This is a genomic window from Victivallis lenta (assembly GCF_009695545.1).
GTDB lineage: Bacteria > Verrucomicrobiota > Lentisphaeria > Victivallales > Victivallaceae > Victivallis > Victivallis lenta.
This window is the reverse complement of the sequence record NZ_VUNS01000037.1, coordinates 15,462-38,979: the sequence shown is the minus strand read 5'-3', so window position 1 is coordinate 38,979 and position 23,518 is coordinate 15,462. Positions and strand designations below refer to the sequence as shown.

Below are 23,518 nucleotides of genomic sequence, written 5' to 3'. Positions count from 1 at the left end.
GAAAATAAATCTGACTATCAGGAAATCGTTCGGATTTCGGACGCTCAAAATTGCAAAAGTGTGCTTATATCACCAGCTTGGCGAACTCCCGGAACCGGATTTCGCCCACAAATTCTGGTGAAGAGGCAAAAATAAATGCTATTATATTTATTCTTGGCTTTTATGGGGAAGTTGTTTTCTTGTAGATAGGATGCTTGCTCCTTATTTTGATATAGAGTTTCCTCTCGGATATTATAACGGTATTTTATTTTGGACATTACTTAACGCTGTTTCTGGAATGATTGGAGTCTGTTTTATCAGCTTTGCTTTGGCTGCAATTCTGTATTTTTGCTCCTTTCCGGCTCCAATGAATTTGTCAAATTTATTGGGGGGAATTCGGAAAAACATTTTTATAGACATTATTAGATTGATTTTGGCCGTTTTGTCTTTTTTATGTGTCTGGTTATCCTTGAGGTTTATTTATTTGGGTCGCTTATTTGAGGGGGCAATGTTTATTTTTGGAGTATATGTTTTTCTGTCAATCAGCGCAAGCATCTCAATGCGGCTGAAGGATAAATCTGGTAAATTAGCATAAGGGAATTTATATTGCATCCAGGCTGGAGAATTTTCCCCTAACAAGAAATTCTTCACTGATCATGGTCCGGATGCTCTTCTTTTTCAGCAATTCTCCACATTTTCCTCGGGCACCGCTTGCATTTTCCCCTGACCTTGACTAGATTACCTCCAAAATCTCCTTTTTGTCGCGGAACGCCAACTCTGGAGGCTGGCCCCGAATGAAAGCCACGACCACACTCGTTTCCGACGCACGGCCATGTGAATACGACCGCAGCCGGACCTATGGCTGGAACGGCGAAAACCGCCTGATTTCGGCGGAGAACGGCGACACGCGGCTTGAGTTTAACTACGACTACATGGGGCGCCGTTTTGAGAAGAAGGTCTACTCCGCGAACGTGTTGACGAAACACGAGAAATTCGTCTATGACGGCTACAAGCTGATTCAGGTGCTGGACGCGCTGAACAGCGATGCGGTGACCATGGCTTTCGCGTGGCACCCGGAATCGACCGGGCTTGACACGCCGTTCTCGATGACGTATGACGGCGAGACCTACTACTATGTCACGGATGGCAACAAGAACGTGATGTCGCTGATTGACGCGGCGGGAACGAAAGCCGCGGAATACGTCTACGACCCGTTCGGTCGGCTCCTCTCCTCGACCGGTTCGCTGGCGGAAATCAATCCGTTCCGCTTCAGCAGCGAGTATCACGACGACGAAACCGGTCTCGTCTATTACAACTACCGCTACTACAGCCCCGAACTCGGCAGATGGATCAGCCGCGACCCCATCGAAGAAGAAGGCGGCGTGAACCTCTATGCGATGGTAGGAAATAATCCGGTGAATGAAAGAGACTTTTTAGGATGTTCTATGAGTGATTGGTATACTGCTATGAAGATTACAGAGCTTAAAATAAAATTGGCAAGTTTATATTCTAATTTTAAAGATAGGGAAGGATTTTCGATTTTTGTGCGTTGGGTTATGGGAGAGGGGGATTGGCTTGATGCTCCATTTGGAGATTATTTAAAGAAAAATGTTGATCTTCAGGTAAAAACGAGAGATCTTATTATCAGTAAGATAAAAGCAATAGATAAATTGTTTCTTGTTGGGAGTTATATGAGGCTCGATGAGACAGATGCGATAGTCCTTAGCGACAATGGATACAGTACTGGCTATGAATTATTGCATGGAACAAATTGGACGGTGGGGGGATATAGATGGTTTGGACAAATATATAGGAGAAGTCAAATTTGTTTTGACGGCGATTTGCAATATATCTGGAATGATATTATTGATCCGAATTTTGGGTATGGTAAAGATTTTTTAAGTATTCCGCTGAGAGTGTATTTTGGTTTTCGTCCAAGGAATTATAAGATAAGAATTAAGTTTTCCGGAAAATTTCAATTAATTTATAATAGCCATTTAGAGTCATGGAGTTTCACCGGTGGTTTTCCTGCATTTCAAAGGGGGGGATAATGTTGCTAATTTTTGGGAGACGAATTAATTGTAACAAAAAAGTTGTTAATTATTTTGGCATGTCTTTAATGGTTGGTGAAATTTTTTTGTTGTCTTTATTATTTTATTTGTTTAGGCACTTTTTATTCTACAAACGTGAGAATAGTGATGGCTACATCACTATTTTCAATTTTTTCTTTGGGGGAATGATTATTGCATTATCGATATTAAATATTTTTAGATGTGCAAAGATTAATAAGAAAATATCTACATTAGAAGATAAATATTACTATATTTATTTGTGGTCCATATGGGGATGTGGAACTGTCGTAAATGTTTTAGTGTACCCTTACTTTTCTATAGAATATCCTTTGGGATATTATGCCGGTAATTTGGTATTGGCATCGTTAGCTGCTATTTTTTGGATATTTCTTATTGAATGTACAGGAGGAATTCTTTTCCTTATACTAAGTTTTTGTTCTCTTCCTGAAGAAATTAATTTTCATAACGTAATGAATTACAAAAATAATGTTCTATATTTTTTTATAAAATTTAGCATTGTTATAATGTTGCTGTTATGTACTTGGCAATCTATTAGATTTATTTATTGGGGGGATTTGTTTAGTTGCTCGTTTTTCATTTTTATATTTTATGTTTTACTATCAATCGGTGTGAGTTTTACTTTTCATTTTTTACCAAATCATCATTAGTAATATATGAAAATTTGCTAATAAATGTATTTTAATAAGAATAGTTGTTCCAAGTGATTGTCGATTATTATATTATTTAGAGCATCCGGACCCGAAAAATTTCTGTTGGAGAAATTTTTCGGGTCCGGATGCTCTTCTTTTTCAGTAATTCTTCATATTTTCCTTGGATACCGCTTGCATTTTCCTCCAATCTGACTAGATTACTTCAGAATCTCCTTTTTCGTTGCGGAACGCCAACCTTCGGAGGCCGGCCCCGAATGAAAGCCACAACTACACCCGTTCCCGGCGTGCAGCCATGTGAATACAGCCGCGCCTACGACGCGCAGAGCCGGCGTACCGGAATTGCGTCCGGGGATTACGCGGCGTCCGTGGGTTACGCGAACGGCAAGGCCTCGATGCTCGGCTGGCAGGAGAGGACGACGTCCTACACCTACCGTCCCGGCCTGAATCAGCTTTCCGGCTTCACGACGGAGGGGACCTCGACCGCTCGGGCGTTCGAATACGACGCGCAGCACCGTTTGACGGAGATCAAGCTGAACGGTCAGCTTTCGACCGGCTACACGCTGAACGAGAAGGACCAGCGCATCCGTGTGGAATCGGAAGACGGCAGTTACTGGAAGTTCCGGTATGACGGAAAAAGTCAGGTAACGGCGATGGAACGCCGCCGTGCGGGAGAAGAGGAACAGGTCACGCCGGGCCTCTATTATGGCGGATTCAGTTATGATGATATCGGCAACTGGACGGAAACCAGCCGAACCGGGAATACCTATTACTATCTGACGAGCAATATATTGAACCAATACACCGATGTGAGTACGGTTTGGCCGATGAACACATGGAATCCGACCTACGATGTGGACGGCAATATGCTGACCGGGATCATGGGCTGGAGCTACGGTTGGAACGGTGAAAACCGCCTGATTTCGGCGGAGAACGGCGATACGCGGCTTGAATTCAGCTACGACTACATGGGGCGCCGCTTCGAGAAGAAGGTCTACACCGCGAACGTATTGACGAAACACGAGAAATTCGTCTACGACGGTTACAAGCTGATTCAGGTGCTGGACGCGCTGAACAGCGATGCGGTGACCATGGCTTTCGCGTGGCACCCGGAATCGACCGGGCTTGACACGCCGTTTTCGATGATGTATGACGGCGAGACCTACTACTATGTCACGGATGGCAACAAGAACGTGATGTCGCTGATCGACGCGGCGGGAACGAAAGTCGCGGAATACGTCTACGACCCGTTTGGTCGGCTCCTCTCCTCGACCGGCGAATTGGCCGAAATCAACCCGTTCCGCTTCAGCAGCGAATACCACGACGACGAAACCGGTCTCGTCTACTACAACTACCGCTACTACAGCCCCGAACTCGGCAGATGGATCAGCCGCGACCCCATCGAAGAAGAAGGCGGCGTGAACCTCTATGCGATGGTAGGGAATAATTCTGTAACTAAAACAGATTATCTTGGATTGAAGCAATATTCTCTCTCGGAGATCATCAAGGAGGGTACCCGCGGACGATATTTGAAAACATTCACAATTTTTGTGGGTGGAGCTGCTGATAGTACAACAAAAATTGTGAAACAACATATAAATGCATATAATAAGGTTCGTTGGATTTGAATCTGGAATCATATGGTTTTCCCTGTGATTTCTTCAAATTTTCGCGTTGGAATCAAATCCGGTACTTGACGAGACTGGCTGACTGATGTATTTTTGCTTGTTGGACCTTCTTGTGCTTCCCCGGCAACTGCGATCTGCTGCTGCGGACAAGGCGGTTCCTCCTGGCAGGTCAGGGAAAAGAGGAAAGGAGAAGCAATACAGTATTATCAGAATTGAAAACGGTCAAGTGCCGTCATTGAATTTCGTATATCAATCAGGTTTCAGGAAAATAATCAACAATAAAGATCTCCGGAGCTATGGTACAAATGAAAACCAGGAAAAATCACCTGAAGACACTGCTGATGCTGATTGCAGTCATGGCTGTCATCACGGGATGCCAATCGGGAAAATCCGACGTTAAAGAATCGGGAACGACTTTTGCGAAGGATGCACTGACTCCCTTTGTTCAAAGCGGACAACTTCCGGGAGCAATCAATGTCTTTTACAAAAACGGCATTCAGGAAACCACCTGTGTCGGTTATGCCGATGTTGCGGCCGGACGTCCAATCACGATGGATGATGTTTTCATGCAGTGCTCGCAGACCAAGGGGTTCTGCGGCGTTACAATCGCCATCCTGATCGAAGAAGGCAAAATTTCACTGGATGATCCCGTTTCAAAATATCTTCCGGAATTCAAGGAGCTCTGGGTGCTGGCCTCCAACAAGGATGGCGTAAAGACGCTGGTCCGCGCCAAAAACACCCTTACCATCCGCATGGTCATGAATCATACCGGCGGTTTCCCGTTCGAGATTTGCGCGAAGCAGGGGAACATCAAGGGCGGCGGCTGGAGCGGCGGTGCTCCGCTTCGGCAGACGGCAGCCATCGCGGCCGCGTCTCCGCTGCTGTTTGAACCCGGAACCAAAACTCAGTATTCCAACACCGGAATCGACATTGGCGCGGCAATCGTTGAGGTTGTGACGGGACAGCGCTGGGAGGATTTCCTCCAGGAGCGCGTTCTGACTCCGCTGGGCATGGAGTCCAGTTCATTCTGGCCGAGCGACCGGGCGCTTGAAACACAAGTGGAGATGTACGACTGCGTGAAAGATGCGCCGGCAAAGTATCGGCTGCAGAATGGCATGCAGCAGCGCCCCTACAACGACTCCCATGTCTTTGCATCGGCCGGTGCAGGGCTTTGGACCACTGCAAACGACCAGCTTAAATTCTACAAGATGTTGATGAATCTCGGCGTGGGCGACAACGGAGTGAGAATCCTTAAAGAGGAGACCGTCAAAGAACTGCTTGCCAAGTCCACCCGTCCGAAAGGGATGGGCGGGTATTCCCTCGGCCTCAGTGCCCCGGAGGAGGACAAGGAGGATGCGTGGTTCGGGCACGGCGGAGCCTGGGGCACGAACTGCATGGTCAACTGGCATCGCAAGGAATTGAAACTCTGGGTCGTACAGCTTTGCGGAGAGCCGCGTCCGTGGGACGCGGCCCGCTCTGCGGCGGAGAAAAAATTCTTCCAATATGTCATCGACAATACCGATGCCGATGCTTACACAGGCCGCCTCAAATAAGATTGTCTGTTTATGATCCGTCCCTGGACTTTGTTTCCGGGGACATTTTTTTTGTAGCTTTTTCACTTGTGGATTGCCGGGGACGCATGAGCGGCAGAAAATGCGACGAAACCATCCCGATATGTCAGTCTGGGCAAGGGAAGGAGCTGCCGGAAGTTACACAAAGCTTGCACAAAGGTGGTACACCCAAAGTGTAGAGCCAACTACCCGCAGCTTGAGCTCAAAATAAGTTACAACCCATTGGTCTGAAACGAAAAACTATCGTTCTGACCTGATGGTTTTGCAAGGCTTCCAAGATCGTAAAAACGGCACTTTTCGGCACTTTTTCCCTTGTAAACGGCACCCGATGGCACCCTTTAAAAAGAGTGGTACCCCGGCTCCAATCCTGAAATCAAACAACTATAAATACTATATCATCTCAACAAAAAAATGCAATCGGATCAATCTGCATCTTTTACATCACGATATAACGAAGCCGGAGATGTTCCGAGTAGTTTTGCCGTTTCCTCTTTTCCAAACTTTTCCACATTGATATAGTAGTCTCTTATCCGGTTCCGTTCTTCTGTTGCAGAACGTTCGGGCGAATAGAGATGCCATCTGCCCGGCGACTCCGGCTGATATATTTTAAACTCCGTCAGTTCCCGTCCCAACCAACCTGTTCGGACAGCATCGAAACTGACTGTTATCGGCTCTGAAAGCGGTCGGGATTGTTCCCCTTCCCGTCTGAGTTTCATCACATATGCAAAAGATTCTTTGATGATGTTGTAACCCGACATCTTTTGCGAATCCGATGCTTTGGCATGGTTTAAAATCAAAGTGGCTAAATTACGCTCACTGAGTATCCGCAAAAGCTCCCGCAAGCCGCGATGAGTATTTACCTCATCACTCAAACTCGTAAATTCATGGTAAGTGTCGATAATGAGTACATCCACCGGATGATTTGATTCTCCCTCATTCTGAGCTTTATCAAGCAAATCCAATAACTTCTGATGATTTTCGGGGAGAGTAAAATTGATTCCTGACAACCCTATTTCAGGCATGTTTTTCCAGAGAAAGTTCTTTGCATCTTTCTCTGTTTCGGATTTTTCAGTATGCCAATATTTCCGGCACATCCGTTTTAAAAGATCCAGATGCTCATTAGGCTGATTTTCAAAATCAAGATACAGAACTTTATAAGAGTCAAAGTTCCCCTTGCTTGCTCCCCAGCTGTTTTCTATAAACAACCGTTTCTTTTGCTGACTGCTCAAACAAGCAGCAATGCTGTGAGCTAACGCGCTTTTACCGATCCCTTTGCTCGCGTACAGCAGAGTGCTTTTGCCGCGAACAAGAAAAGGCCAAAGAATATAATCCAATCGATTCATATTTGCCACTTCAAGAATATCTGTTGAAGTTTGTGGCGATATGGCAATCCGTTCCCGTTCAGTTTTCCACCACGCTTCCGGCGGTATGCCAATCCTCTGCTCTGCCATTCCTCGAATCGTTTCAAACTCTTCCGGCGTCAATATCCGTATATCTTCTTTATAAGGCTGCGGGGGAGCTGCTTTATATGCCGAGATCAACTCTTGAATACTATGCAGAACAGGAAGAGGACGATACCAGATAGGAACGCGAACGAACTGAAGTTCTACTGATTGAAATTTCTTCAAATAATCTGCCAACTTACCGACTTTCAAACAGGCTTCTTCGAATGTTCTACCTGAATGATTCGTGACAAGCAGATAAAGCTGACGACCTTTTAACGGCTTCCAATCCACCTGATCATAATGCCCATCATCGCAAATAAAACTGGTGAAAATCAATTTCTCCGGCTCTATCTTTGCTTGATTAAGGGCGGCTATTTCAAGGCTGTCAGTCAATATGACAGGTGCATCCGGACAAGCTGCCAACTCCGGCAAATTGAATAAAGATAATTTCTTTTCACCCGGAACAGCCATACAATACCGTTGAAGAGTATGCTTGACCTGCCAGCGCGTCACGGGCAGGAAACTTTTTTGCTGAAAAGTGTCATCATAACATTTCAACACAGTCATGACTGTATAGTTATCTTTGTCCTTGAATGGAAAAAGAAACTGTTGCGATCTTTCATACGCCTTGGGCCGATATTCTAATAATGAATCTAGCAATCGCTTTGCAGAGAACATGCTTTTTAAGGAATCGTGAACACTTTCAGCTTCACTTTGTCCAGAAATGACAGGCTCGAATGGTATTGTCGAAACACCCTCTTCAAGCTGTGAGAAATGATGAGACAAAGAGATCGGTGATAACGGCAATGCTTCCTTACGAAAGAAACGGCAGATTTTCCCCGGAGTATTATGGGAAGTTAATGGTTCTGCCAGCTGGAAAGTCGAATGCTCAGTAAAATGCTTTTTCAACTCCTTTTGAAGTTTACCTGAACAATTATGCAAAATATTTACAGCTCCGGAGTCATTCCAGTAAAAAGAGGGTTTTGCATTGTGTAAATTTAGCGTCAAGAGACTTTCGCATTTACTTCTCTCAAACAATGAATCTTTTATATGCCAGCGTCCACTAATCTGGAAGTAGTCAGTTGTTGTTTCTGTTCTCGTTATGCAGTAACTGGAAAAATTCCAAGAATAACATACATCTACGTAGGTGTATCCGACTGTCGTGGGTGCGGGAAAAGTCGTCGGTGCAGTAACTTGAACCGACAGTGGGGCAGGCAATTTAAGAGTAAGAACATTTTCATTGATGCATACATTGAAAAGCGAAGACAAATCCTCCAGAGAAGCATTATCTATCAGCATGGAAGCACGTGCTTCCATGCTGATAGAATTACGCCAGGCTGTATCCTCCGGAATATTGTCAATCGGCACAAAAAAATTTACAAAGAACTCTTTCAGTTCATTTTGTGTATCCATCAGTAAACCTGCTCAAAGTAATTTACAAAATTTTCCGGAATTTGAACTCCATTGGATTCAGCCAGTAACCGCAATTCCGCAGGAGTGATTTTTTGAATTTGCATATCGCTTAACTGTGTTGCCGGATACATTATCCCGTCCCAGTTATAATCTGTTTCGCACCGGTTGGCCGCCTCCATTTTCATAAAACGAACCACTGGAACGCCTTGTCTTTTCATGGCAACTGCAAGGTTCAAAGCAAAAGCAAGATCAAATGTATTTTCAGAAATCAAAATATGATTTTGTTTTTTATGCAGCCCTTCACAGGATACATAGGGAATCGAATCAAGTCCACCGAGAATACATCCCGTTGCCACCGAAGCATTCGGAAATTTCAAACGCATAATGCCGGGGTTATGATAGAGAATCACATGCTCAGCTGCGGGGTTACAGATTTTGTCCACGCCCCAAATGGAAACATTGGCATTTTGTTGAAAATATACCTTGACAGGCTCTGAAAAATTCCTACGAGTTCTATAACTGTGAGGAAAAACTAAAACGCTTTCCCCAACAGGAATCATTTCAAATGAGCAACTCATATGCCCCTTGCAATCATAAATATAAAACAACCGGCCATATTCACTACATGCTTCAAACAGCTCAGGGGGCGTTAGAAAGATGTCCCCCATAATTTCCTGATAGGAACCTCCCCAACTTCCAGTATACTCATATTTGAAAGCAAGCTGTTCTGCTCCTAAATATTCAGCTTCTTGAAATCCGCATTCATCATAACCATATTTTGTTATTGCTTCATCATGAAAAAGTAAACGCAAAAAATAAAAGGGAGTATGCTTCAGGCAAGGAAGAGTTACTGGCAAACGTTTTCCATCTTGAATATCTTGGGCTATCACCAACTCTTCGCGAAAGTTATAAGTAAATGGAAAGCGATAACACGTTATTATCGGCTGAGAGTTCTTATTGACAGAAACCCAATAATCACCAATTTGAATTGGTTTCGGAAACGGAGTATTTTGTTGATCTCGTATTAAAATATTCGAAAGACGCTCATTCACACGCGACATTTGAATAATTTTTGCCGATTGTTTCCAGTCGCAGTTTAACAAGGTCAACTTCTGTTTTGAAAAATCTTCTGCAACCTTCGCAAAGAGCATCTTCTCTGACGGGCAAATATTCTGCCTGTAACTTGCTGCTCCGGGTGTTTTTTGTGCCATTGTTATATCCTCTTTGTTAGATTTTACCAAATCGTTTTTGTTACTTTTCTATTTTTAGTCCCGCATACCCTTTTGTCTTTTGCCTTGGGGCAGACTGGACGCTTTCTCTCTGCATGGATTTCAAAGTCACGACTAATGCAGGAAATTTTTTTATACACCCTATGAAAAATCATCATTCTCTATTTCAAAACCGACTGATAAAATTGTATCTGCCGGGCGTTAGGGGGCTGTCCGCGGTGCCCATGCTCAAATTCCGGCGGACAACGTGCTCAAATTCCGGCGGAGGTCATGCTCATATTCCGGCGGATTTCGGTGCGTGCCCACAGCCTGATAAAGGATATAACAAAAACCATTTGCGTTCATCTCGAGCAACTTGCGCGCGGGCGGCTCCGGTTCATTCGGACGCAAAATCCAAAAATCTGGAGTATCACAGAAGGGAGACGGCTCAGAACGTCCCCCGGCAAAGAAAGCGACGGCGGGAAACTCACTCCAGACCACCGGGCGCCGGTGCGAATGATAGATCTGTCGATGAGCGGGAACCTGATCCGTTGCAGGTCCGACGTAGTTCGCTCGAATCGCCGGAACCGCCTGAGCGATCACCTCGAGTTCCCCGTGTTTTCGTCTGGAATAATAGTTTTTCAGTGACGGCGCCATTCCATCGAAAAACAGGATGGCCAGCGCGAGGCAGCCGGCACTCCACAGACACCATGCCGGAATGCGGAAACGATATTGCAGGTAGAGAACTCGGAGTCCGTATGCCGTCCACCCGAATAACAGCGGAGCTGCCGGCAGCAGATAACGGCGTGAAATTTCCCATTTCCCGTCCCCGACGATGAGTTGCAAAATCTCCAGCAACAGATGCCCTGCGAAACAGACGAGTACGATGGTCTCCCGACGATTCCAAAGCCCGGCCTTGATTCGCCAGACAATCACGCAGAATGCCAGAATTGAGAAATAGGGATAACACCCCTTGACGATGACGCTGATCATATGCCGTCTCCCCAGCCTGGAATGCCGAGATGTTCCAGAATCAGCGAATAACGGGAATTCGGCACCGGGTAGCCGCTCCAGCGATAGTTTAAATACAGTTGCGGAGAAATCAGAACCGTGGTCAGGATCAGTAAGGCAGCGCAGCGGAGAAGATTTCGGTGGTTTCCCGTAACATCCCAGACAATAAAGCAGAGGATTCCGGCGGCAGCGATCAGTGGACCATCGACACGAAGCATTGTCAGCAGTGCCGCACCGACGGCGCTCACCGGAACTGCCCGCCATGAACGACAACTTTCATAAAACATCAGCAAGCCAAGTACCAAAAGAAACAATCCGAGCGAACGACCGTTATCACGTAAACCATCGTAGACGTAACGTTGTAGATGGGAGGCGGCCAAATAGAGTAGTTCAGCCAGCAGGGCGATTCTCCGATCCCCCCAGAGTTTCAGAACGATACCGTAAAGCGGAATGGCCGCCGTCGCCCACAGCAGAAGTGCCGCCACCTGACAGGCTCGGAAGCCGTCCACCCCGGTCAGCCACGCGATTCCACCGGAGAGTGCCGGGAAAAATACGCCGGAATGGGGATGAAACGCATAGAACCAATCTCCCTCGGCAAAAGCTTGCGCCATCGGAGCATAGCGCGTCGCCGTATCATCTGCCGGAATCGGATTGAGCCAAAGCAACGTTCCCAGCACCAGCAGGCCGCATAACGGAAGAAACAATGCGGAAAACCAGGCATTGTCGGTATATTTTCTCATTGGTGCCGGTATCTCTCGATTGATTCCCGTACCGGCAATTCAGGGAGAGACACACCGTCTTCAATCTGAATAATCCGGTTACACAAATGTTCCAGGACACTCAATGCATGCGAAACCATGACTACGGTAATACCGGATTGGATTTTTTCCGTGATCAGCTGCCCGGCCTTCTTCTGAAATTCGTCATCCCCGGCCACAAAGGTTTCATCAATCAGTAAAACCTGCGAATGCAGATAATAGGCAATGGCAAACCCAAGCCGGGTACGCATGCCGGAAGAATACACTTTGATCGGTTGATCAATGAATTCGCCGAGTCCGGCCAGTTCGATGATCGGATCGGCGTGCTGCAGAATTTTCCGGCGTGGTACTCCCATCTGAATCCCTTCAAGCATGATGTTCTGCCGCCCGGACAAGCGATCTTCGAATCCGGAACCGAACGAGAGGATTCCGACATGCTCATAAGCCCGGCGGATAACTCCCGTATCCGGTTTGAGGATACCGGCCAACAGACGCAACAGGGTTGTTTTTCCGGCTCCGTTCCGGCCGATGATGCCGACAACATCGCCGGAGCGTATCTGGAAATTGACATCCTTCAATGCTTGGAACCGGTTTTTCCGCCAGGGGAAAGATGCGGATTTCATATAGCTTATGCCGACATGGCACACATCATACACAATCATGGACTGGTTCATGGTTCAGGTCATCCTCGGATATTGTTTGCCGAAGTGTTTCAACATCCAGCCGCCGACGGCCAGCAGGATACATGTCCAGAGAGCCGGTCCCGCCAAGCTCTGCCAGTCCGGGAAACAGCCGTCCATCATCACTCGACGGAGCTGGCTGATGATAACCGCAAGCGGATTGAATGCCAGCACTTTCTGTATTCCCTCCGGAAGCAGCGTCAAGTCGAAAAACACACCGCTCAGAAACATCATCAGATGCAACAGAAACTCCACCACAAGCACCATATCCGGGCAGAACGGCGTAACCGCGGCCAGTATCATCCCGGTCCCGCAAGTCAATAACAATAATAACAGTAACAACAGCGGAAGCGTCATCAGAGCCGCAGAAACGGTGCCGCCCAGAAATGGAGCCAACAGTAAAAGCAGGATAAATGCGGTCAGGAACTTCACCAGATTGACGATGCAGATACTCACCGGGAAGACGTATTTCTCAATGTTCAACTGCAGCATCAGCGGCCGATAGGTAATCAATGCGGCGCAACTTCGGATCAAAGTATTGGCCCAGAGCTGCCAGACCGTGATCCCGATGAACAGAAACAATGTAAACCGATCGTCCGGATAGGGAATCAGCCACCGGAATGCCACATAATAGACGGCCAGCGCCAGAAACGGTTGCAAAACCCACCAGATGTAGCCGGCATAATTGTTGCTGGCCTCGGCTTTCAGTTCCGCCATGCTCCGATAATAGATGATGTTCCAATTTTGAATGAATTGTTTCAATGAGCCATTTCCTCAATTTCAAGTATTTGAAAGAACCGATGCAGATTCTTTTCCGTATAATGGGACAGAATATGGGTTCTCAATTCCGGAGACGGCGGCAGGTGTACCGCTTCCCGAATTCGCGCCGCATCAATACGGGACGGATCAAGATACATTGAACGCGCGCCGAAATATTCCCGGATCGGAGCAATTTCCGACAACAGAAGATTGCATCCCAAAGCAGCCGCCTCCAGATTGGCGATTCCCGGCGTTTCTTCAAAACTGGCGGAAATCGCCAGACGGCTTTGCGCCAGCAGTTTCAACGTATCATAATGGGAAAGCGCACCGGTAAACAGATGTTGGCCGGCGCTTTCCCGCCGGCAGCGTTCCAGATAGCGTTGGTGCATCGGCCGGGCCGTACCGACAAAGGTGATCTGCAAGTCAAGTCCACGCAGAGCTCGAATCAATCCCAATTGGTTTTTACGAGGGCAGAAGTGCCCGATACAAATGATCCGCTGACGTTTATTCCAAGGCGCCGGTTCCTGTACCGTCAATGTTTCCTGATCGACGACATTGGGAATCACGACCACCCGTGAGGTGTTGGCACCTTCGCGAAGCAACAACGTTTTTTCTGCTTCGGAGTTGACGATCAAACACGAACTTTGGGTCAACATTCTCTCACGGCAATGCCGCCACGAACGGAATTGCATGTAATGAGAGGCGGAGTCTGACGGTTCCCGAAGACAGCGGTACCAGATTTTGAACTGCTCCGGCAAAGCCCGCCAAAATCCAGCGGTATTCGCGTGAAAACAGGTCGGCAGCAGTACCACGGGCAGGCCATTGCGGATTGCGGTATGCCACGGTTGAAAACTGTCATGCGGCCGCTCCAGATGCCAGACAAACACTATGTCGTTTCCTTCGAGATCCGACGGTGCGACGGAACCGGAATGCAACCGGACATGATTTCCCGACTGTCGCAGAATTCGTGCATAGGACTCCATCTGCATGGTATCCCCGCCGGGATGGCGCAAATAATCCCGGCGGAGGCAAAACAGAACCCTTTTGTTACGCATGGAATTCCTGCTCCGTTTTTTTTAACCCGGAAAGAAAGACCATTCCGCACTCATATTTCAACACTCGCGGCAGATTGCGTTCCAGCGTGGGATCTAGGTTCGCCGGATTTTCCTGATAAAGTTCCCGTTCCAGATAGTCGCAGATAAAACCGCTGACGATATCCGCCGCCTGCGCCTCGGCGGGAGAGAATTTTCGCAGCAGCGCCGAAAACTCCTCGCCGAAAACATCGGTATTGTTGATGAACCCTTGGACGGTAAAAAAGGGAAACAGCATGGCGTTACGCAGGTGAATCTGCTCGAAATACGGCTCGAAACGCCGCTTGATCGCGACCGGTGACTCCACCCCGATATGTCCGTCCACGTAAACGTACTTACGGAGCGGATCATCCGGATCATCCTGATTGCAATGCAGGTAGTCGTAATTTCCGCTTTCGATCAGATGGATGGTCCGGCCGCCGGGACGCAATACGCGGGCAACTTCCGCAATCAAGGCGTCTTTGTAACGGAACTCCACATGCCCGAAAAAATCACTGCTGAATACGGCGTCAAAACTGCCATCGGGAAAAGGCAGCTGATCCAGCGCCTGCTGCGTCACGACCTCATCATAACACTCTCCGGCGCGTTTGGTGCAATCCGGATCCAGGTCGATTCCGGTCAGATGATCGGCATAGCCGTGCTGTTTGAGCGTCAAGCCGTAAGGTCCGCATCCGCATCCGAGATCAAGCACCCGTCCCCCCTGAAGCTCCCGGCAGAGATGACGGATTCGGGAAGCTCCGAGCAGAAAACGGTTTACCGGATCGGACAGATAATCGTGACTGGGAACCGAATTGAATTTGTTTTTATAGAACTCCTGCGGAACAATGCCGAAGGAGGTATAAGTGACATCTTCCAGTTTATCGAACATCTTCCGTTTCCTCAGTGTTATCCTGTTTTTCCCGTACCATGTCCGCAATGATGGAAGCCCGAATCGCCCAGGTATTGGATTCGGCAAGCGCCTCCAGTTTTTTCCGCAGTTTCTCCAAATCTTCATCTTTCAGGCCGGCGGCCTGTTTTAATTTTGCAATATAATCGTCCCGGCTTTCGGCTACCATGACGCCCTGTTCCCGATACTGCATGACTTCAGCAAATCCGGTGGTTACAACCGGCGTTCCCGAAGCGCAATATTCAAAAAGCTTGATCGGCGAAGCGGCATCTGTAACCGGGTTGATTTTAAAAGGTATGGTCGCCACGTCGAAATACCGGAGATAGCCGGCCAGTTGATTGTAGTGTTTCAGTCCCAGAAAATGAACGTTTCCCAGAGCGGTGACGCGGGATATCTCTTCTTCATTGACATTCAGGCCGATCAGGACGAAGTGCAGTTCCGGCAAAGCCTTCGCAGCCTGTTCAATCAGATCGAAATCCACCCATTGCGCCAGAGCCCCGTAATAACCGATGATCTTGCGCCCGTCGTCAGGCAGATCGGCGGGACGCTCCGGAACGGTCCGAAGCCGGAAATCCTCCAGTGTCACGCCGTTGAATACCAGCTTCATATCCGGTCGGATTCCGGAATATTTTTCATACAGCTGCCGGGCGCTGGTGATGACGAAATCGGCATTTTTCAGGAGCATTTCGAAATTGTTCATGAATACCGGATCAGCCTTTCCGGTCTCGGGATTGGTGTGGATCGACGGATCGTCGAGAATATCGAAAATGATTTTGCAGTCTGAATTACGAATCAGCTCGCCATAGGTGAAATTGCGATGATAGATGATGTTCGGAAAATAAAGATAAAGATATTTCCCGTTCAAATTCGGAATGAAACCGTTGGGCTGGATGTGCAATTGAGGAGGAATATCTCCGAGCAGAGATTGATTGACCATCGGCTCATCGGAAATATAAGTCGATTCGAACCCCATTTGCGCCAACGCCTGAAAGAGTTGCTGAGGCCGCTGCTTCATTGCATTCCAAGTCATCCCCGGAGCCGCCAGCTGAACGAATTCAATTCGCCGTTCCCGGGATTTTCCGAGCTTGCGTTCCAATACTTTGCGCCATTCGTCCCGCCAGCGGACAAGATCGTAGCATTTACTGGTTTTCAAGGCGTTTTCCGCAATATCCTGCCGCAATTCCGGCTGTTCAATAAGTTGCGTCAGCGCTTCCGCCAGCGCCTCCGCTTCCGGAGCGATCAGCAGACCGTTGAAACGGTTGATGATGAGTTCCGGCAAGCCGCCCACATTGGTGGCGATCACCGCGCAGCCGCTCGCCATGGCTTCCAGGCATGAAAGGCTGGTTCCTTCCGAATAGCAGGTCGGCACCAGTACGATATCCGCACGGCGATAGACCTCCGGCATCTCCTCCGGCGGACAGCAGCGATGTTTCACGCGCCCGTGGAATTTTCCAAGAAAATCCTTCAACTGCTTCCGGGCGTTGTCATCGATCTGACCGATCAGTTCCAATTCGATGTCTTGATATTTCCGGAACAGTTCCGGAAACACCTCCAGCACCAGGTTGAATCCTCGGGCGGCATAGAGTCGCCGTGGATAGACGATTCGCAGTTTTCGGCGTTTCTCTGCGTTCTGCAGCGGATGAAACTCCCGCCGGTTCACGAAATTCGGAATGCAGTTCATTTTGACTTCCGCATCGTGGCACATGGTACGGTACCAGTTGACGGTATTCGTGTCCACGGATATCAATTCATGACAGTTGGCGATGGCCTGCCGGATAGCCTTCTGATGAAATATCACCGTTTCCTGCGTCACGCGGTAATGAGGATCGTCCCAGAAAATTCCATGGGAAATTCCCAGGGAATTCGGGGCGGAATAAAGCGAAGCGATCAGAAACGGCGAATAGATCATCAAGGCGCAGGGATTCTCATTCTGCCACCGGTTGACTGCTTCGCTGAAGGAGTTGAAAAGCAATTCCGAATGCAGCGCCGTTACCGGCAGTTCCCCATATTCGCAATGATGGGCTAGAGTCCAGTCGGAGTTGCCCGCCTGAACGACTACAGCTTCAAATCCCATTGATTGAATGATGCCGAAAAGCTCGATCAGATAACGTTCCGCTCCGCCGTGCATGTAGTTCCGCCCGTCTGCATCGTAGAAAAGCAGCGTGGCAATCGCAACGGTTCGGCTCGGCGCTTCTCCGCGCCCCGGAGTAAAAATATGTTTCCACTGAGTAACTGCCTCAAACGGCGGAGCGATCGGAATTTCCGGTATCGGCGGCGCCACAGTTGCCGGAACCTGACAGCCGGAACCGTCTAAATTGACTTCATGGCAAAGTTCCGAAAGCGCGGCATTCAGCAGTTGCAGTTCCCGGTCGATCCCCTGAAGAGCGGAAGGCAGCTGCATCCGTTTGTTCCGAAGAATGCGGGAAGAAACCTTCCGAAAAAAGTTGACTTTCCCTTGAATGGAGAAATTCAACAGGGTGCGGTCGGTGTAGCGAAGAAAATTAGTCCAGACGAAACTTCTGGAATTCAGCAATTCCATGACCTGTCTGGTGATGCTGCCGGCGGTAAAGGCCGTATTGAAAATCTTTTCGTGTCCCTTTTGCACCTGAGCCGTGAGCCGGGCAATTTCCGTGGCCTGGATCTTGCGCTCAGCTCCGAATGCCCGGTTGGCGTCCGCCAGTTCCCGTACTTTCAGCTTCAACAGAGTGCAAAGTTTCCGCTGCTTTTCAAGGTCTTCTTCCAGACGCCGTTTCTGTTCGAGAAGCAAGTCATTGCATTGCTTCAACACTTCCAGATAATTTTCCCCCTGCCTGGGCGATGAATTTGCCGGCTGACTGTCCTTTTTCATATTTTCTCTAAAATCCTTTCCAAATCAGTTGCAATGCAATTCCAGGTGCGGGAAACGACGGCCCGCTTCATTTCCTCCGCCGGGGGCGGTGCCTCCAATTGCCGCTGCACCTGCCTGATGAAATCCGCCGCACCGATGGCGACATGAACCGGCAAACCGGCTTCACCGGGAAGTGTGCTGACCACAGGTATCCCCAACGCCAGATATTCATACATCTTCAACGGATTGCTGTATTCGGCAACCGGGTCATGCCGGAAAGGGATCAGGCCGACTGAATAACGGCTCATGACCTCCGCGGCCCGGCAGAACGGTACGGCAGTGCGAAATTTCACATTCGGCATTTTCCGCAAAGCGGCAATACTCTTCCGGTCGCGAACCGGACCGGTAAACTCAAACGGCACCTTCGGCTGCGCGTCCGCCACCTGTTCCAACAGAGAATAATCGATCCACTCATACAGCGCTCCGAGAAAACCAGCCAGGGGGCGCAGCGGTTGTCGGCGTTCCAGCTTCAGCCATGAGTCCGGACAGCCGTTGGGAAGAAAAAACGTTTTTTCCCGATACCGGGCCTGCCAGAACTCCGTCAGCTTCCTGCTGACGGCCAGAATCAGCCCGGAGCGGGTGGCCAGGCGTTGTTCCCGCTCCGCCACTGCCGGAGCGTAACAGGATTTTGTATGGATTGAGCAGTGATCCAGACAGTCGTAGATCAGACAAGCGGACTCCAGCCGTTCCGTCAACGCTTCCCAGAACGGATTGCTGACGACGGCGAAAAAATCCGGTGGAAGCGTCCGCCGCAGCATGGTGACCGCATAGGTAATCCAGAGTTTTTCTCCGCTCGTTCCCGCCATTCGCCAGCCGCCCGGCAACGGCGGCAGATGATGGATCCATACTCCGTTTTCACGCCTGACGGCATGACGGGGCATCGGGCGGCGCAAACTGGGCATTTCGATGAAATGCACCTGATGACGACAGCTCAAAATATCGGCCAGCTGCCGGGTACGTCCGCCAAGGGTGGAATCATATGCGACAGCGGCGAAAAAGACAAAATTCATTCCGACAGGCGCTCCAGTACGATATCCGCGATTCTCCGGGCCGCCGAACCGTCTCCGAAAGGATTGGCGAGACGGCAGCGCCGCCGGTATTCCTCCGGGGAATTCAGTAATTTTTCAGCTTCCCCGACGATACGTTCCGGATCATGGCCGACCAGGCGGATGGTTCCGGCATCCAGCGCTTCGGGGCGTTCTGTACTCTCCCGCATGACCAGTGCCGGTTTTCCCAGCGCGGGCGCCTCTTCCTGAATTCCTCCGGAATCCGTCAGAATCAGAAAACTGCGACGCATGAGATAAAGAAACGAAAGGTAATCCTGTGGTTGACAGAGCTGAATCCCTTCCATGTCGCCCAATTCTTTTTCGGCCACCATTCGGATATTGGGGTTGGGATGCACCGGATAGAGGATCTCCACATCGCTCCGTGCCGCCAGACGTTTCAGGGCGGCGCAAATCTGCCGAATCCCGTCACCGTGATTTTCCCGGCGATGACCGGTGACCAGAATCAGTTTCCGCGCCGGATTCAGATGGGAGAATTCCGCCTCCATCCGCTGCAGCCGCTCCGGATCGGTATCCAGTCGGTTCAGCGCGATATGAAGAGCGTCAATTACGGTATTGCCTGTCACGGAAATATCCGATTCCGGAATCTTTTCCTCCAGCAGATTTTTCCGGGCTCGTTCCGTCGGCGCGAAGTGAAGTGTCGCCAGCCGGGAGGCGAGCAACCGATTCATTTCTTCCGGAAACGGCGAATAACGGTTTCCCGTCCGCAATCCGGCCTCGACATGCCCTACCGGAATCCGGCGGTAGAACGCTGCCAGCGAGGCCGCCAGTACTGTAGTCGTATCTCCCTGAACCAGTACCATATCCGGCGCATATTGTTCAAGCAGGCGTTTCATTCCGGCAAGGACACCGGTTGTCACTTCGGTCAGCGTCTGTCCTTTTTTCATGACAGCGAGATCGAAATCCGGAACAAGTCCGAATACCTCAAGGACCTGTTCAACCATCTCCCGGTGCTGTCCGGAAAAGCAGACTTTGACTTCACATTCCGGGCGCCTTTGAAACTCGGCGACGACCGGAGCCATTTTGATGGCTTCCGGTCTTGTTCCGAAAATAATAAGAATTTTCTTGAGCTCCATTCGTTTCCTTTACGCAATGACAGCCCACGTGCTGTCGACGCCGCTGCCGATCTCATTCCACTTGAACTCATCCGCGCCGTCCCAATAACCGAGCGCACCGCTGGCGAGGTTGCGGACGAGCACGTCGTCGCAGCCGTCGCCGTTGTAGTCGCCGAATCCCGGAAGCCCCCATTCATCTTTCGATGCTCCGGGATAAATTCCTCGGAAATCGTTGACGTCACAGTTCATATAGGTACCGACATAACCGTCTCTGTCCCGCCACAGCACGATGTCCGCCTTTCCGTTTCCATCGAAATCGGCGCAGCCGATGGTTTCCCATTCGTTGCCGACATGGATTCCGAATGCGTTCCATTCCGGAGTGCTGCTGGTATCGTCGAGGATTCCGGTGATGTCCCAGTAGCCCAGAACTCCGTTGGAGTTGATCAGGATGTCGTCCTTTCCGTCGCCGTTGACGTCTCCCATGCCGATGAGGCTCTGCCCGGAACCGAGATTGCTGGCGGGGAGCGCCACCCACTGGTCGGTGCCATCCATCCACAATCCGAGATAGCCGTTGGAGGAGTTCTTCCAGAGGATATCAGCCCTGCCGCTGCCGTTGAAATCTCCCACGTCGGCCAGTTCCCATTCGGCAGTGACGCCCCAACCCATGGTACGGAACTGCGTAACGTCGCCGTCCTCGTAATATCCGACCGCATACTGGGTGTCGGCACGTTTGCTGCGGAACATGATGTCGCAGACGCCGCTTCCTGTGAAATCATACGCGCCGTAGACGGTCCAGTCGGACTTCGGAGCGGGACCGAGCGCGCCGTTCCACTGCGTTTTGTCCGCGTTCATCCATGCTCCCAGCGGATTGGCGGAATCCGCCAGATTCTGGAACAGAATATCGGATATGCCGTTCCCGTCGAAGTCGCCCCGTGTTGCCGTCGCTTTTTCCACCGTCAAGGTCAGCTTGATACCGTCCTTGCCCAGTGTATAAGAGGAATTGCCGAACCGCTTCGTTTCATCGAGCGCAATGGTGCCGAATTCACTACCCGTATCGTTTTTCACCGTGAGAGTCTGGTTGAAGGTTCCGGCTCCGGTGGCGAGAATATAGGTTCCGGCAGATTGGTCAGCTTTGACGGTGATGGTGTAATTCGCCTTCGTACCGTTGGCAATATTGTTCCAGCGCGTGATGAGCGCCGTCCCGTCCGCCGTATGGTCCGCCACGGAGAAGTCTATCGTCGTCTGCGACGATACGTCGATAGCGCCGTAGACAGCAGCATGGATCATTCCGCCGAGAGTGGCGTCGAGAAAAGCCACCTGCCCGCCTGACGCATTCAGATTCCGGACGCTCCCCCCTTCGGCGATCAACGAGAATCCGTCGTATTGACTGAAGTCCGTCATGACGCCGCCGCGATTTTCAACATTGGTGCCGCTTCCGCGTGCCGTGATTCCGGAGGCACCGCCGCCGCTGGAAATGAAAATCGTGCCGTCGGAACTGACTGTTGTGGCCGTGGCGACGCCGCCGCCGGAAATCCGCATGACCACGCCGGAGCCGGAGATGGTCTTACTGGAGATGGTCTTTCCGCCGGAAACCATCACGCCGTCGGAATAAATTTTCACCGGAAGATCGTTCATCGTCACCTGAAGCGCCACGGTGCTTCCGGTTCGCGTCAAGGCATACCGATGACTCCACGTTTCGAGGCTTCCTCCCACGCTCAGCGTTCCCGGAGAGGCGGAGATGCCCGCGACATCCAGCGTGATCAACTGATTGAAATCCGCCGCATTCCCCAGCAGACGATAGACACCGGTCTGCTGGTCGGAGGCGACACGGACCGCATAGCTCACGGACGCCAGATTCGCATAATTGTCCACCAACGCATCTGTCACCTCTGTTCCAGTGTAGCCGGCAAGGTTCACAGTGTAAGTTGCGCCGAAAGCATTGACGAGACCGCCTGTGACAAGCTTTCCGCCGTTGACAATGGAACCGGACAGAATGGCACTGCCGCTCAGATACATTATTCCGCGGGACATGCTCAGATTCCTGACGCATCCGCCGCTGCGGACAAAGACCGTGGCGCTGTTGAGCGTGGTATTGACTGCGGAGCCGCCACCTCTAACCGCCATCCTGGCGGACAGGTAGGAAGTCATGGACGAAGCGATTCCATTGTTGCGGATTTCAAAATCCGCACTGCCGCCAATGGCGGCAGACAGGATTTTTCCTCCGCTATCCATACTCAGCGAACCGTTGACCCCGGTAATGCCTGTTGCCTGACCGCCGTAAGCGCAATGAATCCGCCCGCCGGACAGTCTGATGGCTTTCAGCTCGCCGCCGCTGTTGAGAATGTAGGAACTCGAAAAGACCGTTCCGCTGGATATCAGTCCACTATATTGAATGGAAGCATAACCTCCGGAAGTGAGGGCCAGACCGCTGACAACACCACCGGAATGAATGTACATGCTCGCGTTGTTCAATGTCATACCATTCGCACTGCCTCCGGAAACTATTATAGATGCAGAGTTGACCGTGGCAGAACTGACGGAACCGGTGAAGAGCGTCAAAACACCATCGTTGCTGACCGTAGCTGAAACCAACGTTGCCTGACGGAGATGAAACCTGCCGCCGTTGATCGTGGCAGCGGTGGCGCTGCCTCTTGAAAGATACACAACGCCACTGGAATTGACCACAGTAGAGGTAAGTTGACCTCTGAAAGCGCTCAGACATCCGCCAGAGTTGACCGTGGTTGAAACCAATGTCGCGCTGGAGGCACTCACATAACCGGCATCGTTGCCGGAATCCTGACCGATCTTCAAACCGCTGCTGGAGACATTTGAGAGCGACAGCGTTTCAACCCACGCATAACGGCCGAGTCCCTCGCCGCCGTGGTCAAGCGTGCCGATGAGATGCTGTGTTTCGTGGGCAATGGTGTCGATGATCGCCTCAATGCTCTCGCCGCCCTTGAGAATCACAAAGGCATTGTCGTTCCGGACGGCGTTTCCTGTATCCACCGTCTCCGCGAGTCCGGCGAAGGAGCCGAACGGCTCGAACGCGGATGTTCCGCCGATGAACACGGTCGAATATTCGCCTGAAGCAGGCTTCTCCGCCGTAAAAACGATGTTCTGTCCCTCGAATTCTTCATTGAGTCCGGAGACGATCCGGGCGATCTGCGGCTCCGTGAGACCGGAGTCTTCCACCTCGACCCGGTCTATGGTGAGCAGTTCGCCGTTGTAACTGGCAAGCTCGCCGTCAAAGTCAAGATAGACGAGCTGGGGCGCCGCAATCTGCGGCACGGTCATGATACCGCTGTTCGGAATCATTGTCTGCTGCATAACGTACCTCCTGATA

General features: G+C 50.2%; 16 protein-coding genes. 4 read left to right on the top strand and 12 right to left on the bottom strand.

The features are described from left to right. Nucleotides 1–773 precede the first annotated feature (773 nt). From FYJ85_RS20975 to FYJ85_RS20965, 3 genes are all read left to right on the top strand, one after another. Nucleotides 774–2,030 carry an RHS repeat domain-containing protein gene (locus tag FYJ85_RS20975; RefSeq protein WP_154420660.1) on the top strand — a complete coding sequence of 419 codons (1,257 nt, stop codon included), beginning with the start codon at nucleotides 774–776 and terminating at the stop codon, nucleotides 2,028–2,030. 946 nt (nucleotides 2,031–2,976) lie between these two features. After that, nucleotides 2,977–4,347, top strand: coding sequence for an RHS repeat-associated core domain-containing protein (locus tag FYJ85_RS20970; protein ID WP_206213367.1), 1,371 nt, complete (start codon nucleotides 2,977–2,979; stop codon nucleotides 4,345–4,347). A gap of 305 nt (nucleotides 4,348–4,652) precedes the next feature. After that, nucleotides 4,653–5,900, top strand: coding sequence for a serine hydrolase domain-containing protein (locus tag FYJ85_RS20965; protein WP_158703607.1), 1,248 nt, complete (start codon nucleotides 4,653–4,655; stop codon nucleotides 5,898–5,900). Nucleotides 5,901–6,340: 440 nt separating this feature from the next. On the opposite strand, the gene FYJ85_RS20960 is transcribed toward FYJ85_RS20965, so the two are convergent. The 9 genes from FYJ85_RS20960 to FYJ85_RS20920 all read right to left on the bottom strand — a co-directional run bounded on the left by FYJ85_RS20960 (nucleotide 6,341) and on the right by FYJ85_RS20920 (nucleotide 17,570). Beyond that, the gene (locus tag FYJ85_RS20960) at nucleotides 6,341–8,776 is read right to left on the bottom strand and encodes an AAA family ATPase (RefSeq protein WP_154420658.1); all 2,436 of its coding nucleotides are present in this window, start codon (nucleotides 8,774–8,776) and stop codon (nucleotides 6,341–6,343) included. Beyond that, nucleotides 8,776–9,987 (bottom strand): hypothetical protein, encoded by a 1,212-nt coding sequence (locus FYJ85_RS20955; RefSeq protein ID WP_154420657.1) that lies wholly within the window; start codon nucleotides 9,985–9,987, stop codon nucleotides 8,776–8,778. The genes FYJ85_RS20960 and FYJ85_RS20955 overlap by 1 nt, the downstream gene beginning before the upstream one ends. 246 nt (nucleotides 9,988–10,233) lie before the next feature. Beyond that, a complete protein-coding gene (locus tag FYJ85_RS20950) occupies nucleotides 10,234–10,977 on the bottom strand; it encodes a hypothetical protein (RefSeq protein WP_106051213.1) in 744 nt (247 codons plus the stop codon). After that, a complete protein-coding gene (locus tag FYJ85_RS20945; protein WP_154420656.1) occupies nucleotides 10,974–11,735 on the bottom strand; it encodes a hypothetical protein in 762 nt (253 codons plus the stop codon). The genes FYJ85_RS20950 and FYJ85_RS20945 overlap by 4 nt, the downstream gene beginning before the upstream one ends. Continuing rightward, a complete protein-coding gene (locus FYJ85_RS20940) occupies nucleotides 11,732–12,427 on the bottom strand; it encodes an ABC transporter ATP-binding protein (protein ID WP_154420655.1) in 696 nt (231 codons plus the stop codon). The genes FYJ85_RS20945 and FYJ85_RS20940 overlap by 4 nt, the downstream gene beginning before the upstream one ends. A gap of 3 nt (nucleotides 12,428–12,430) precedes the next feature. Continuing rightward, nucleotides 12,431–13,150, bottom strand: coding sequence for an ABC transporter permease (locus tag FYJ85_RS20935; RefSeq protein WP_154420654.1), 720 nt, complete (start codon nucleotides 13,148–13,150; stop codon nucleotides 12,431–12,433). Between the two features lie 41 nt (nucleotides 13,151–13,191). Then, nucleotides 13,192–14,247, bottom strand: coding sequence for a glycosyltransferase family 4 protein (locus FYJ85_RS20930; RefSeq protein ID WP_154420653.1), 1,056 nt, complete (start codon nucleotides 14,245–14,247; stop codon nucleotides 13,192–13,194). Then, on the bottom strand, nucleotides 14,240–15,151 hold the full coding sequence (locus FYJ85_RS20925; protein WP_154420652.1) for a class I SAM-dependent methyltransferase: 912 nt from the start codon (nucleotides 15,149–15,151) through the stop codon (nucleotides 14,240–14,242). The genes FYJ85_RS20930 and FYJ85_RS20925 overlap by 8 nt, the downstream gene beginning before the upstream one ends. After that, on the bottom strand, nucleotides 15,141–17,570 hold the full coding sequence (locus FYJ85_RS20920) for a glycosyltransferase family 4 protein (protein ID WP_206213366.1): 2,430 nt from the start codon (nucleotides 17,568–17,570) through the stop codon (nucleotides 15,141–15,143). The genes FYJ85_RS20925 and FYJ85_RS20920 overlap by 11 nt, the downstream gene beginning before the upstream one ends. Here FYJ85_RS20920 and FYJ85_RS23390 point away from each other — a divergent pair. After that, nucleotides 17,526–17,990 (top strand): hypothetical protein, encoded by a 465-nt coding sequence (locus FYJ85_RS23390; protein ID WP_206213365.1) that lies wholly within the window; start codon nucleotides 17,526–17,528, stop codon nucleotides 17,988–17,990. The genes FYJ85_RS20920 and FYJ85_RS23390 overlap by 45 nt on opposite strands. A 23-nt stretch (nucleotides 17,991–18,013) precedes the next feature. Here FYJ85_RS23390 and FYJ85_RS20915 read toward each other — a convergent pair whose 3' ends face one another. From FYJ85_RS20915 to FYJ85_RS20905, 3 genes are read right to left on the bottom strand one after another with little or no spacing between them, the layout of a single operon-like run. After that, on the bottom strand, nucleotides 18,014–19,066 hold the full coding sequence (locus tag FYJ85_RS20915; RefSeq protein WP_154420650.1) for a glycosyltransferase family protein: 1,053 nt from the start codon (nucleotides 19,064–19,066) through the stop codon (nucleotides 18,014–18,016). After that, complete coding sequence (wecB, locus tag FYJ85_RS20910; protein WP_154420649.1) at nucleotides 19,063–20,196, bottom strand: non-hydrolyzing UDP-N-acetylglucosamine 2-epimerase; 1,134 nt, start codon at nucleotides 20,194–20,196, stop codon at nucleotides 19,063–19,065. Before wecB ends, FYJ85_RS20915 begins: the two co-directional genes overlap by 4 nt. Nucleotides 20,197–20,205: 9 nt before the next feature. Then, nucleotides 20,206–23,502, bottom strand: coding sequence for an FG-GAP-like repeat-containing protein (locus tag FYJ85_RS20905; protein ID WP_154420648.1), 3,297 nt, complete (start codon nucleotides 23,500–23,502; stop codon nucleotides 20,206–20,208). Nucleotides 23,503–23,518 lie beyond the last annotated feature (16 nt).

Bases quoted from the DNA above. Each gene is read 5' to 3' on its own strand.
- FYJ85_RS20975 (WP_154420660.1), top strand. From the start codon at position 774: ATGAAAGCCACGACCACACTCGTTTCCGACGCACGGCCATGTGAATAC.
- FYJ85_RS20970 (WP_206213367.1), top strand. From the start codon at position 2,977: ATGAAAGCCACAACTACACCCGTTCCCGGCGTGCAGCCATGTGAATAC.
- FYJ85_RS20965 (WP_158703607.1), top strand. From the start codon at position 4,653: ATGAAAACCAGGAAAAATCACCTGAAGACACTGCTGATGCTGATTGCA.
- FYJ85_RS20960 (WP_154420658.1), bottom strand. From the start codon at position 8,776: ATGGATACACAAAATGAACTGAAAGAGTTCTTTGTAAATTTTTTTGTG.
- FYJ85_RS20955 (WP_154420657.1), bottom strand. From the start codon at position 9,987: ATGGCACAAAAAACACCCGGAGCAGCAAGTTACAGGCAGAATATTTGC.
- FYJ85_RS20950 (WP_106051213.1), bottom strand. From the start codon at position 10,977: ATGATCAGCGTCATCGTCAAGGGGTGTTATCCCTATTTCTCAATTCTG.
- FYJ85_RS20945 (WP_154420656.1), bottom strand. From the start codon at position 11,735: ATGAGAAAATATACCGACAATGCCTGGTTTTCCGCATTGTTTCTTCCG.
- FYJ85_RS20940 (WP_154420655.1), bottom strand. From the start codon at position 12,427: ATGAACCAGTCCATGATTGTGTATGATGTGTGCCATGTCGGCATAAGC.
- FYJ85_RS20935 (WP_154420654.1), bottom strand. From the start codon at position 13,150: ATGGCGGAACTGAAAGCCGAGGCCAGCAACAATTATGCCGGCTACATC.
- FYJ85_RS20930 (WP_154420653.1), bottom strand. From the start codon at position 14,247: ATGCGTAACAAAAGGGTTCTGTTTTGCCTCCGCCGGGATTATTTGCGC.
- FYJ85_RS20925 (WP_154420652.1), bottom strand. From the start codon at position 15,151: ATGTTCGATAAACTGGAAGATGTCACTTATACCTCCTTCGGCATTGTT.
- FYJ85_RS20920 (WP_206213366.1), bottom strand. From the start codon at position 17,570: ATGCAGCTGCCTTCCGCTCTTCAGGGGATCGACCGGGAACTGCAACTG.
- FYJ85_RS20915 (WP_154420650.1), bottom strand. From the start codon at position 19,066: ATGAATTTTGTCTTTTTCGCCGCTGTCGCATATGATTCCACCCTTGGC.
- wecB (WP_154420649.1), bottom strand. From the start codon at position 20,196: ATGGAGCTCAAGAAAATTCTTATTATTTTCGGAACAAGACCGGAAGCC.
- FYJ85_RS20905 (WP_154420648.1), bottom strand. From the start codon at position 23,502: ATGCAGCAGACAATGATTCCGAACAGCGGTATCATGACCGTGCCGCAG.